Source organism: Neisseria animalis, assembly GCF_900636515.1.
GTDB classification, from domain to species: domain Bacteria; phylum Pseudomonadota; class Gammaproteobacteria; order Burkholderiales; family Neisseriaceae; genus Neisseria; species Neisseria animalis.
The window spans coordinates 2,167,200-2,179,466 of sequence record NZ_LR134287.1 but is presented as its reverse complement, the minus strand read 5'-3'; the positions used below and the strand labels follow the sequence as shown (position 1 = coordinate 2,179,466).

Annotated in this window: 13 protein-coding genes; 8 read left to right on the top strand and 5 right to left on the bottom strand. The window is 52.5% G+C overall.

What is annotated here, in order from left to right:
- Positions 1–290 precede the first annotated feature (290 nt).
- The 5 genes from EL111_RS10130 to EL111_RS10110 form a co-directional block, all read right to left on the bottom strand.
- Positions 291–1,790, bottom strand: coding sequence for a malate:quinone oxidoreductase (locus EL111_RS10130; protein ID WP_269471076.1), 1,500 nt, complete (start codon positions 1,788–1,790; stop codon positions 291–293).
- A 269-nt stretch (positions 1,791–2,059) separates the two neighbouring features.
- Complete coding sequence (locus tag EL111_RS10125; protein ID WP_123796227.1) at positions 2,060–2,296, bottom strand: NINE protein; 237 nt, start codon at positions 2,294–2,296, stop codon at positions 2,060–2,062.
- Positions 2,297–2,468: 172 nt separating this feature from the next.
- Positions 2,469–3,080: a GNAT family N-acetyltransferase gene (locus EL111_RS10120; RefSeq protein WP_123796226.1), complete on the bottom strand. Its 612-nt coding sequence runs from the start codon at positions 3,078–3,080 to the stop codon at positions 2,469–2,471.
- Positions 3,081–3,368: 288 nt separating this feature from the next.
- Positions 3,369–4,244, bottom strand: a complete 876-nt coding sequence (locus tag EL111_RS10115) for a CgeB family protein (protein ID WP_123796225.1) — start codon at positions 4,242–4,244, stop codon at positions 3,369–3,371.
- 115 nt (positions 4,245–4,359) lie between these two features.
- Positions 4,360–4,986 carry a 5-formyltetrahydrofolate cyclo-ligase gene (locus tag EL111_RS10110; protein ID WP_123796241.1) on the bottom strand — a complete coding sequence of 209 codons (627 nt, stop codon included), beginning with the start codon at positions 4,984–4,986 and terminating at the stop codon, positions 4,360–4,362.
- 65 nt (positions 4,987–5,051) lie between these two features.
- Between EL111_RS10110 and EL111_RS10105 the strand changes: the two genes are divergently transcribed.
- The 8 genes from EL111_RS10105 to ispC all read left to right on the top strand — a co-directional run bounded on the left by EL111_RS10105 (position 5,052) and on the right by ispC (position 12,151).
- On the top strand, positions 5,052–5,264 hold the full coding sequence (locus tag EL111_RS10105; protein WP_123796224.1) for a hypothetical protein: 213 nt from the start codon (positions 5,052–5,054) through the stop codon (positions 5,262–5,264).
- A gap of 187 nt (positions 5,265–5,451) precedes the next feature.
- On the top strand, positions 5,452–6,177 hold the full coding sequence (rpsB, locus tag EL111_RS10100; protein WP_123796223.1) for a 30S ribosomal protein S2: 726 nt from the start codon (positions 5,452–5,454) through the stop codon (positions 6,175–6,177).
- Positions 6,178–6,339: 162 nt separating this feature from the next.
- Positions 6,340–7,194 carry a translation elongation factor Ts gene (tsf, locus tag EL111_RS10095; protein WP_123796222.1) on the top strand — a complete coding sequence of 285 codons (855 nt, stop codon included), beginning with the start codon at positions 6,340–6,342 and terminating at the stop codon, positions 7,192–7,194.
- A gap of 368 nt (positions 7,195–7,562) precedes the next feature.
- Entirely contained in the window at positions 7,563–8,282 is a 720-nt protein-coding gene (gene pyrH / locus EL111_RS10090) for a UMP kinase (protein WP_123796221.1), read from the top strand.
- A 223-nt stretch (positions 8,283–8,505) separates the two neighbouring features.
- Positions 8,506–9,063, top strand: coding sequence for a ribosome recycling factor (gene frr, locus EL111_RS10085; protein ID WP_123796220.1), 558 nt, complete (start codon positions 8,506–8,508; stop codon positions 9,061–9,063).
- Between the two features lie 168 nt (positions 9,064–9,231).
- Entirely contained in the window at positions 9,232–9,978 is a 747-nt protein-coding gene (gene uppS / locus EL111_RS10080; RefSeq protein WP_123796240.1) for a polyprenyl diphosphate synthase, read from the top strand.
- 2 nt (positions 9,979–9,980) lie between these two features.
- Positions 9,981–10,775 carry a phosphatidate cytidylyltransferase gene (locus EL111_RS10075; protein ID WP_123796219.1) on the top strand — a complete coding sequence of 265 codons (795 nt, stop codon included), beginning with the start codon at positions 9,981–9,983 and terminating at the stop codon, positions 10,773–10,775.
- Between the two features lie 185 nt (positions 10,776–10,960).
- Positions 10,961–12,151: a 1-deoxy-D-xylulose-5-phosphate reductoisomerase gene (gene ispC, locus EL111_RS10070; RefSeq protein ID WP_123796218.1), complete on the top strand. Its 1,191-nt coding sequence runs from the start codon at positions 10,961–10,963 to the stop codon at positions 12,149–12,151.
- The last annotated feature ends 116 nt before the right edge of the window (positions 12,152–12,267 follow it).

Genomic DNA, 12,267 nt, shown 5'->3' with positions numbered 1-12,267 from the left:
TTTTTCCTTGCAAAAGTTGATGGGATAGGACGGGGTAATGGTAACGGCGGCGGCCGTTAATGCGTGTGTGTCGGACGTAAATGCGCTTGGCGGATTGTTACCGAGTGTTGCGCTCGGGCGGATTTTTGCGAACAGGCCGTCTGCAAATCGGGCGGGGCGTTAGAATCTATTAAAATAGGCTAACAGACGGCATTTCCGGTATGGTTGCCTGTGCGGTGGTTTGTGTATCCGAAGAATATAAAAAACAGCGTATTCCCTGAAGCAGGAATACGCTGTTTTGCAGACGGCTTTTAGTGGTGGATATTCAGCACTTTTGCGGTATGGCTGATGATTTCTTCCGCCAGTTCGGGATTGTCGTTAAGTTTCACGCCGTAGCCCGGAACCAGTTCTTTCAGGCGGCTTTCCCATGAGGAGGCGCGCTCGGGGAAGCATTGGTGCATCAGCTTGATCATCAGCGGAACGGCTGTGGAAGCGCCCGGCGAAGCACCCAAAAGGGCGGCCAGCGAACCGTCTTCGTGGGTAACCAGCTCGGTACCGAATTGCAGCACACCGCCTTTTTTGTCGTCTTTTTTGATGACTTGTACGCGTTGTCCGGCGGTAATCAGCTCCCAATCGTCGGGATTTGCCTGCGGGTAGTACTCAAGCAGCGAAGCCATGCGTTCGTCTTTGGTTTTACGCAGCTCGCCGAGCAGGTATTTGGTCAGCGGCATATTGTCGAGGCTGGCGCGCAACATCGGCATCAGGTTGCCGCGGTGGATAGACATCGGCAAATCCATCAGCGAACCTTGCTTGAGGAAGTTCGGTTTGAAACCGGCATACGGGCCGAACATCAGGTAGCGTTTGCCGTCCACATGGCGGGTGTCCAAATGGGGTACGGACATCGGCGGTGCGCCGACCGAGGCTTGGCCGTAAACTTTGGCGTTGTGTTGCGCGGAGATTTCTTCGTTTTGGGTACGGAAGAACAAACCGGATACCGGGAAGCCGCCGTAGCCTCGGCCTTCGGGAATTTTGGATTTTTGCAGCAGGGTAAGCGCGCCGCCGCCCGCACCCAAGAAGACGAAGCGGCTGCGGAAAGTCAGCGGCAGGGTGTTGTCTTGGGTGTTGGTGGTTTTCAGCGTCCATGCGCCGTCTGCTTCGCGGGTAATGTTTTCAACATGGCGGTTGAATTCGACGCGAACGCCGCTGTCGACCAGATATTTGACCATTTGGCGGGTCAGGTTGCCGAAATCGACATCCGTACCTTCGGCGGAATAGTTGGCGGCAACCGGCTGGCTTTCGTTGCGCCCTGCCATGGTCAGGGGCGCCCACTCCGCGATTTTGTTGCGGTCGGTGGAGAATTCCATTTTTTCAAACAGCTTTTGCGTTTTGAAGGCTTCGTAGCGTTTTTTCAGGTAGTCGCAGTGGTCGGCATTCATCACCAGCGACATATGCGGCACGCTGCTGATGAAGGAATTGTTTGCCAGCTTGCCTTCGTTGACGAGGGAAGCCCAGAATTGGCGGCTGATGTGGAACTGCTCGGCAATGCCCAGCGAGCGTTCGGGGTTGACTGTGCCGTCTGCACCCAGAGGAGCGTAGTTCAATTCGCACAGGGCGGAATGGCCGGTACCCGCGTTGTTCCACGGGCTGGTGGATTCGAGGGCGACATCGCTCAAGCGTTCGATGATGGTGATTTCCCAAGAGGGTTCGAGTTCCCGCAGTAGCACGCCCAGTGTGGCGCTCATCATTCCTCCGCCAACCAATATGACATCAGTTGCGTTTGCCATGGTTTTACTCCTTAAAGATTTAGGCAAGTGGCTGCCTTTTATGATTATTCGGTTGAAGCGCGGCTGCACCGTCGGAATGCGGTGCGGATTTTTTAAAAGTTAATGTATGTGAATTTAGTAGATTTTGGCGAGAAATGCAAAGATTTTGTATTCGATTTAACATGAATTAATACGGAAAAAGCCGTCTGAAATATTCAGACGACCTTATTTGGCAAGCATTTTACGCTGTTGTAAAAATAATTATTAAATTATAAACAAACGTATTTTGACAGGAAAAAAAGCGGTGTTTTGTCGGGTTAAACCACAATCGCGCCCAGCGAATCGGTCGGTTTGAATGCGGCCCAAATGCCTTCGATAATGCCGATGATGCCGGGAATAAACGTCCAACTGAATACGGCATAAAACAAACCCATCCATACGCGGCCGGCGCAGAATTTGTGTACGCCGAACGAGCCGAACAGCAAGGCCATGGCAACATATAAGGCTTTGTTGCAGGTGTGTCGGTGGGTGGTGGCGTATGAAAAGTGTTGCATGGGATATCCTTCGGAGTAGAAAGCGAAAACAGTATAGTCATTTAAAATAAGAATGATACAGCGTTGCTTTGCCTTGCCGTACTATGTGTACTGTCTGCGGCTTCGCTGCCTTGTCTCATTCTTATTTTATTCGACTATATTTTATCAGATATGGGTACGGACGGCGGCAGCTTCAAGATTGCACGGCAATATCGCCCGTTTCGGAGTAAGCGTGCAAACGTGAGAGCAGGGCGGATTTTGCAGACGGCCATTCTTCCCGCAGCAGGCTGTATACTACGGTATCGCGCAGACTGCCGTCTTTGCGTTTGCGGTCGCGGCGCAGAATACCGTCGCGTTGCGCGCCCAAGCGTTCGATGGCGCGCTGTGAGGCGGTGTTGAGAATATCGGTATGCCAGCCGACTGCTTGGCAGTTTAAAGTATCGAAAGCGTAATCCAGCAGCAGGATTTTACAGGAGGTGTTGATGCGGGTGCGCTGTGCGGATTGCGCGTACCATGTGTAGCCGATGTACAGGCGCGGTACGTCGGGGTCGGTATCGTAAAACGCGGTGGTGCCGACAATTTTTCCGCTGCACTCGTCGATAACGGCAAATGCCGTGCGCGTGCTTAAGGCCGTCTGAATATAGGCGGCAACTTGCTCGGGCGCGGGTGCGGTGGTTACCGCCAGTTTCCAGAGTTCTCCGTCGCGCACGGCGGCAATCAGTCCGGCTTCGTGTTCGGGTGCGAGCGGTTCGAGGCGGACTTGGTTAAACGATAAAACGGGCGGTGCGGGTGGAAATCGGTTCATAACGGACTGACGGGTTCGGGTTGGCGGTTTGAGTTTGATAATATCGTCATTTGACATGGAATGATACGGCGGCTTCGTTTGCTCAAAGAAGGGCTTGACCAAGCTGCCAAAACAGCAAATCTGCTGCCCTGTGCTGCCTGCGGCTTGGCTGCCTTGTCTTGTTCGCTGTTGTTCGAATATCAGACAGACCTGCGCCGTTCGGCAGAATACAAGGGGCAGAGGGCAGCGGATAGGATTGTGTGCGCTTATCCGATATTTGCAGACGGCCTTCGGGCAGCGATGGCGCAATCAGCCGATATGCTTGAAGGTTTTTTGTAATGCGGCGCGGGTGAATGCGGATTGCGGCAGACGGCTGAACGTATCGAAGGCAACGCGGCGGCAGTGGCGGTATAACGGCTCGCAGTGTGCCAGCGCAGTGCAGGTTTCTACCAGTTTTTCATAGGGTGCGGCAACGATGCCGTTGCGGTATTGCGGCGCGATGCTGGTGGTGTCGTTGACTTCGCTGACCACGCATACGCCGTTGCTCATCAGATAGGAGCAGCGGACGATTTCAAAGATGTGCGTATCGTAAGCGTGCAGGTTCAAAACGATTTTGCTGCGGGCAATCCATGCGTCGCGCTCCGAACCGTAAACGCCAAACAGCCATTTGACTTGCAAACCTTGTTCGATCAGCGCGTTCAGAATGTGGCGGCGGCGTGTGTTGATGCCGCCGTAAAACAGAACATCGACATCGGGGTTGTCGATGTGGCGGATTCGGGCGAGTTCGGGCTGGTGTCCCAGCTCCCATAATATGGCTCGGATACCGTGGTTGTGGAGAAATTCGATGTTGCGGCTGTCGTAATCCCATGTCGGAAACCGGCGCGCGGCCGCCATGATGGTATCGAACCACTGCCGCCGGGCGTTATCTCCGTTTTGCATTGCTTCCAATTGTTCGGTATTCATGATGATGGTGGAGGGAGGAAGTTTGGCAATTTGTTCGGGCGGCAGCAAATGAATACCGAAAACAATGTTGATGCGGTCGGAATAAATGGTGCTTGCGGTGATTTCGGAAGGGTAGCCGAGTGTTTTCAGCGAATAGTGAAGCTGGCCGACCAATTCGTCGAATACGCGGACGTGCGGATAGTCGGGTGGTGTGATAACGGTGATGTTAAAAGCTGGAGACATGGTGTTTTATGGCTGAATGCCGTCTGCATTTTGGGAAAGTGGCATTTTGCAGACGGCCTGATTAATCATGGAAACGGATTTTCCGCATATCGGTTCGACAGGTTGCGGTTTGGTATCAATTGCTTGGGTGTCGCCATATCGTTTCCCTGCTTTTGCTGCGGAACCGTAATGCGCCGCGTTCGGAAACGAAGCCGTTCAGCGGAATATCGTGTGCTTCGCGCGGCAGGCTTTCAACGAGCTGGCAGGCAAAGCCCACGCCCAGCGTGAAGACCGGCAGACGGTATCTGGCAGCCGCAAGCGAGACATCATAAAAGCCGCCGGCCTGCCCCAGCCGGTAGCCCTGTTTGTCGATACCGACTATCGGTACCAGCAGCAAATCCAAATCATGCACCCTGATTTTCTTGCCGGAAAATTGCGGAATATACAATTTGGACGCGCCCCGTTTGCGTTCGGGCTGCTGTGTGCTGTCTGCAAAATAAGGCGTAAACCACAATCTTTTGCTGTGCGGTTCGATATAGGGCAGGTAGAGCTTGGCACCGCGTCGGACAGCGGAGCGGACAAACCCGTCAAGACAAAGCTCCTTGCCTATCGGCCAATAGATACCGATTCTGCCGCCTTTTTTAATGCAGCGTTTGAGCAGGCGGTTGATGGTGCGGGTTGCATTTTCCCGTTCTGCGGCGGACATATCGCTGCGGGCGCGGCGCAACCGGTGGCGCAGTTCGTTTTTCTGCTGCTGGCTCATGTTCGGACGGCCTTGGAATTTCGTGTAGAATAACAAGATTATAAAGCATTTGTCGGGAGCGGAGTATGTGGCATATCGTAGCAATCGGTTATCTGTTTGTGGCAGTGATGTTTGCCGCCGCCCAGCCCGATTGGGTAAGAATGCTGGTGTATCTGGTGTTTTGGGCGGTTTTGCCGACCGTGTTTGTTTCGTGGGTGGTGCTTGTCCGCCACCGCAACAAGCGCATGAAAGCGGAAGAAGCCGCAGAACAGCAGCGCTCGCAGGACAAAACAGACTGAAAAAATGTATTTTGCAGACGGCATAAATTGCCAAATGTCCGCCAATCCTATATAATTCTCCGGCTTTGCTTTTCAAAGCATTTGTTTATTTGTAAAACTATGCCCACTTTCGCCGAAGGGTGCTTGACGAATCAAGTTCTATGCGAATGAATGTGTGCTCCTAACCCTTTCAATTTAAGGAAATAAAATGTCTCAAATTACCATGCGTCAGATGATTGAAGCCGGTGTTCACTTCGGTCACCAAACCCGTTTCTGGAACCCGAAAATGGAACAATACATTTTCGGCGCGCGCAACAAAATCCATATCGTAAACTTGGAAAAAACCCTGCCGATGTTCCAAGACGCGCAAGAAGCCGTTCGTCGTCTGGTTGCCAACAAAGGTACCGTATTGTTTGTCGGTACCAAACGCCAAGCGCGTGAAATCATCCGCGAAGAAGCTACCCGCGCCGGTATGCCTTTCGTCGATCACCGCTGGTTGGGCGGCATGCTGACCAACTACAAAACCGTAAAACAATCCATCAAACGCTTGGAAGAAAAAACAGTAGCGCTGGAAAACGCTGCTGAAAGCGGTTTCGGCAAAAAAGAAATTCTGGAAATGCAACGCGAAGTAGAAAAACTGGAGCGTTCTTTGGGCGGTATCAAAAACATGAAAGGTCTGCCTGATGCGATTTTCGTCATCGATACCGGTTACCAGCACGGTACGCTGGTTGAGGCTGCCAAATTGGGTATCCCCGTGATTGCCGTTGTCGATACCAACAACAGCCCTGATGGTGTGAAATACGTGATTCCGGGCAACGATGACTCTGCCAAAGCCATCCGCCTGTACTGCCGCGGTATCGCCGATGCCGTACTGGAAGGCAAAAACCAAGCCTTGCAGGAAACTGTTGCCGCTGCCCAAGCCGCAGCCGAGTAATTCCAAGGGGCTGCACGCCCCTTTTTTAAGGCAGATGCCGTCTGCAAAAACAACTGTTCCGGAAGGAAGCCGCCGTTTGGCGGAATCCCGTTTTCAGACGGCAATATCCCGTTTCAGGGTATGGCAAGAGCCGTACCGTTCCGAATATTTAAGGAGTTTGACATGGCAGAAATTACTGCAAAAATGGTTGCCGACCTGCGCGCCGCGACCGGTCTGGGCATGATGGAATGTAAAAAAGCACTGGTTGAAGCAGAAGGCAACTTCGACAAAGCCGAAGAAATCCTGCGCATCAAATCAGGCAACAAAGCCAGCAAACTGGCTGGCCGCCAAGCTGCCGAAGGCGTATTGGCATTTGCTATTGAAGGCAATACCGGCGCTTTGGTAGAAGTAAACTGCGAAACCGACTTCGTTGCTAAAGACGCAGGCTTCGTAGAATTTGCCAACTTCGTTGCCAAAACCGCTGCCGAGAAAAAACCGGCAAGCATCGAAGCATTGAGCGAATTGGTTGAAGCAGAACGCAAAGCCATCATCGCAAAATTGGGCGAAAATATGTCTGTACGCCGTTTCCAAGTAATTGAAACTGCTAACAGTCTGGTTGCCTACATCCACGGCGCACTGGCTACCGAAGGCGTATTGGTCGAATATAAAGGCGCGGAAGATGTGGCACGCAAAGTCGGTATGCACATCGTTGCCGCCAAGCCGCAATGCGTATCCGAAGACCAAGTGGATGCCGAATTGGTTGAAAAAGAACGCCACATCTACACCCAACAAGCCATCGAATCCGGCAAACCTGCCGAAATCGCTGCCAAAATGGTAGAAGGCCGCATTAAGAAATTCTTGGCAGAAGTTACCCTGAACGGCCAAGCATTCGTCATGAATCCTGATCAAACCGTTGCCCAATTCCTGAAAGAAAACGGCGCGGAAGTGGTATCGTTCGTACGCTACAAAGTGGGCGACGGTATCGAGAAAAAAGAAGTGGATTACGCTGCCGAAGTAGCTGCTGCTGCCAAAGTGTAATTGACGCCATGAGAGAAAGCACCCGATTCGCCGTCTGAATCAGGGTGCTTTTTTTGGAAAAAACACTTCGCCTGCCGCGCAAGTTGCGTACACAAAAAGCCGTATGGTTGCTAAACTTATACTGTTTGATGAAGATAAGTTTGGCCGTCATCATCTGAAGAAACGGCAACTGCCGCAGCATTGGCTTGTTTCTCCGTATTCGGCCGTACCATTTGACAGACTGTTTTGTTTTTTCAGTTCCGACGGCCGATACACAATATAACCGCATGATTATGCCGTCTGTAAAAACGTGCGGGGCATTTCCGACACGCACCAACCGCAGAAGGCACCCGAACCACAACCCAACCGCAAAGAAAGCAAGGTATCTCATGACACAGCAAATCAAATACAAACGCGTATTATTGAAACTTTCCGGCGAATCCCTGATGGGTTCCGACCCGTTCGGCATCAATCACGACACCATCGTGCAGACGGTTGGCGAAATCAAAGAAATCGTTGAAATGGGCGTGCAGGTTGCAGTTGTGGTGGGCGGTGGCAACATCTTCCGCGGCGTATCCGCACAGGCAGGCAGCATGGACCGCGCCACCGCCGACTACATGGGCATGATGGCCACCGTGATGAATGCACTGGCTTTGAAAGACGCATTCGAATCATTGGGCATCAAAGCCCGCGTCCAATCCGCATTGTCCATGCAGCAAATCGCCGAAACCTATGCCCGTCCGAAAGCCATTCAATATCTGGAAGAAGGCAAAGTCGTGATTTTCGCCGCCGGTACGGGTAATCCGTTCTTCACCACCGATACCGCCGCCGCCTTGCGCGGAGCGGAAATGAATTGCGATGTCATGCTGAAAGCCACCAATGTTGACGGCGTGTACACTGCCGATCCGAAAAAAGACCCGTCGGCCACCCGCTACGAAACCATCACTTTCGACGAAGCCCTGAACAAAAACCTGAAAGTCATGGATGCCACCGCATTTGCCCTGTGCCGCGAGCGCAAGCTGAACATCGTGGTGTTCGGCATTGCCAAAGAAGGTTCGCTCAAACGCGTAATCACCGGGGCGGACGAAGGTACGCTGGTGCATTGTTAATATTCGGTATTTCGTAGATTAAAAAAAGCCGTCTGTATTTGCAGACGGCTTTTTTCCGGCAAATAAGGCTTGAAAAACAAAGTCGTTCAAGCCGTTTGGCTTGTCGGAACGGCGTAATAACGGTACTATTCAGAGTTAACCTATCCCTTATGCCGTCTGCAAACGGCATATTCAGACGGCTTTTCAGCCTATCTTATTGATTTTAATAGTTGAGAACAAAACAATGATTAGCGATATCCAAAAAACCGCCGAAAGCAAAATGCAACGCTCGCTGGAAGTATTGAAAGAAAACCTGTCTAAAGTCCGTACCGGCCGCGCCCATACCGGCTTGCTGGATCAGGTAAATGTCGAGTACTGGGGCAGCGAAGTGCCGGTCAGCCAAGTGGCGAATGTTACGCTGCTGGATGCGCGTACCATCGGTGTGAAACCGTTTGAAAGCAATATGGCGGCCAAAATCGAGAAAGCGATTCGTGATTCCAATCTGGGTCTGAATCCTGCTGCGGTAGGTGATTTGATTCGCGTGCCTATGCCGATGCTGACTGAAGAGCGCCGTAAAGATTTGATTAAAGTGGTGCGTAGCGAAGCTGAGGAGGGTCGGGTTTCTATCCGCAATGTACGCCGTGATGCCAACGATCATATTAAAAAATTGTTGAAAGACAAAGAAGTGTCTGAAGATGAGGCGCGCCGCGGCGAAGAGGCGGTTCAGAAGCTGACCGACAAATACATTGCTGAAGCAGATAAAATTCTGGCGGCAAAAGAAGAAGATTTGATGGCGATTTAATGCCGTCTGAACAAAGCAGGGCGGGTATCTTCCGCCTTGCTGCTGATGCGGGCAGGGCGGGCTGTTTTGGCTTTTTCCCTGCTTGCCGTGTCGGATTTTACTGAAAGTTTCCGGATTTCCGCTGTTTGTGCCGGTATGGACAATGGCGGTGGTTTTCGTGAGGCGGATATGAAAAGCAGTACGCAGACGATTTTGGCGCATACTCAGGTGCCGCGCCATATTGCCGTGATTATGGACGGTAACGGCCGCTGGGCGAAAAAGCGTTTTCTGCCCCGCGTGATGGGGCACAAGCGTGGTTTGGACACGCTGGAAAATATGGTTCGCTATTGCGTGGAAAAAGGGGTGCAATACCTGACTGTATTCGCTTTTTCAACGGAAAACTGGCGGCGGCCGGCAGGCGAGGTGTCTTTTCTGATGGGCTTGTTTTTGCAGGCATTGGAAAAGCAGGTGCAGCGTTTGCACGAGCACAATATGCGTTTGCGGATTATCGGCAGCAGGGAAAGATTCAGTCCGGAAATCGTTGCCGGTATCGAGGCGGCGGAAAAGCTGACGGCGGAAAATACCGGCTTGACGTTGAGTATTGCTGCCGATTATGGCGGCCGCTGGGATATTTTGCAGGCGGCCAACAGGCTGCTTGCGGAAGGTGCGGAAGCAATCAGTGAAGAGGCATTAAACCACTATCTGATGTTGGGCGATGCGCCGGAGCCTGATTTGTTTATCCGTACCGGCGGCGAAACCCGTATCAGTAATTTTCTGTTGTGGCAGATGGCGTATGCGGAGCTGTATTTTACCGATACGTTGTGGCCGGATTTCGATGATGCGGCATTGGATGCGGCATTTGCTTCGTTCCGCAGCCGCGAGCGTCGTTTCGGGCGTACTTCGGAACAGCTTCCGATTGAGCAGCAAAGGGGATAATCATGTTGAAACAAAGGATTGTTACGGCTTTGTGGCTGCTGCCCTTGATGTTGGGTATGCTGTTTTACGCCCCGTCTTGGTTGTGGGCGGTATTTTCCGCGCTGATTGCTTTGACGGCGTTATGGGAATATGCCCGTATGGGCGGTTTGGACAAACGGCAAACCAATCATTATTTGGCGGCCGGCGCATTGTTTATGTTGGCTGCTTATACCGGCGGTTGGACGCTGCCTGCTTGGATATGGTGGGTGGTGTTGGTGTTCTGGCTGCTGGTCATGCCGTTGTGGTTGAAAAATAAATGGACGCTTAAAGGCGGCTGGCAGACTTATGCGGTCGGTTGGTTGCTGATGATGCCGTTTTGGTTTGCGCTGGTGGGCTTGCGCCCCGATACCGAAGCTGCACTGCCGTTGCTGGCGGTAATGGGCTTGGTATGGGTGGCCGATATTTTTGCTTACTTCAGCGGTAAGGCGTTCGGCAAGAAAAAACTCGCCCCGGCCATCAGCCCGGGTAAAAGCTGGGAAGGTGTTATCGGCGGAGCGGTGTGCGTGGTTGTGTATCTGACTTTGGTTCGCAGTGCAGGCTGGTTGGGTTTCGATACCGGCTGGATAGCCACCGTTTTCATCGGTTTGATATTGACTGCGGTCAGCGTGTGCGGCGATTTGCTGGAAAGTTGGCTGAAGCGTGCGGCAGGTCTGAAAGACAGCGGCAACCTTTTGTCCGGGCATGGCGGAGTGTTTGACCGTGTGGATTCGCTGATTGCCGTGTTGAGCGTTTATGCGGCGGTGCAGGCCTTGTTTTGAGCGGGCTGCCCGGCAGATACAGATTAATACAATTTAAATATCCGGAATATTTTCCCGTTTTTTGAAAAAAGGCCGTCTGCAAAACGGGCTGCAAACGGAAATGCGGTGCAAAACGGCAAATCAAGCAGTTTGTATCCCGCTGCGTGGAACACCGTAAATTTGCAGACGGCATTAAGACAAAAATCATGACCCGACAAGTTCTTACCATACTCGGCAGTACCGGCAGCATCGGTGTAAGTACGCTTGATGTAGTGTCGCGCCACCCTGATAAATTTGAAATCTTCGCGTTGGCAGGACACCGCCAAGTCGGCAGGCTGGCCGAACAATGTATACAGTTTGCGCCTAAATTTGCCGTGGTAGCCGATGCAGGGTGTGCGGCGGAGTTGGCAGGCCGTCTGCAAAATGCGAATTGCCGTACGGAAGTGCTGTACGGCGCACAGGCTTTGATTGATGTTGCCTCGGCCGCGGAAGTGGACGGTGTGATGTGTGCGATTGTCGGGGCGGCGGGGCTGCCTTCGGCGATGGCAGCGGCGCAGAACGGCAAAACCATTTATCTGGCCAACAAAGAAACTTTGGTGGTATCCGGCGCGCTGTTTATGGAAACCGCTGCCGCCAACGGAGCAACCGTTTTGCCGGTAGACAGCGAGCATAACGCCGTTTTCCAAGTGTTGCCGCGTGATTATGCGGGCAATTTGGACGCACACGGTATTCAGTCGATTATCCTGACCGCATCGGGCGGCCCGTTTTTGAATACCGATTTGGCGGCCTTCGACAGCATCACGCCCGCCCAAGCAGTCAAACATCCGAATTGGAGCATGGGGCAGAAAATTTCGGTGGACTCCGCCAGCATGATGAATAAAGGTCTGGAGCTGATTGAAGCGCATTGGCTGTTCAACTGTCCGCCCGAAAAGCTGGAAGTGGTGATTCACCCGCAATCGGTGGTGCACAGCATGGTGCGTTATCTTGATGGTTCAGTACTGTCGCAGATGGGCAATCCCGATATGCGGACACCGATTGCGTACTGCTTGGGGCTGCCGGAGCGGATTGCTTCAGGCGTGGGCGCGCTCGATTTCGGCAAACTCTCCGCGCTGACGTTCCAAACGCCCGATTTCAAACGTTTTCCATGTTTGCAGCTTGCCTACGAAGCCATGCGTTCGGGCGGCAGTGCGCCGTGTGTATTGAATGCCGCCAATGAAATCGCGGTTGCCGCATTTTTAAACGGGCAGATTAAGTTTACCGACATTGCCAAAGTCGTGGCGTACTGTTTGGAACAAGATTTTGCAGACGGCTCGGGCAGTATTGAATCATTGCTGGCGCAAGATGCGGAAACACGGACAAGGGCGCAGGCGTTTGCGGCGCGTTTGTCGCAGGGCTGATGGGCTGTTGCTGTGTATTGCTAAATGCCTGCTGTGAAAAATTTTTGATGCGGTAACGGTATGCCGCTGTATTTTCCGCATAGACGGCAGCAGCTCCGTACCGCCGTATTGTGAAG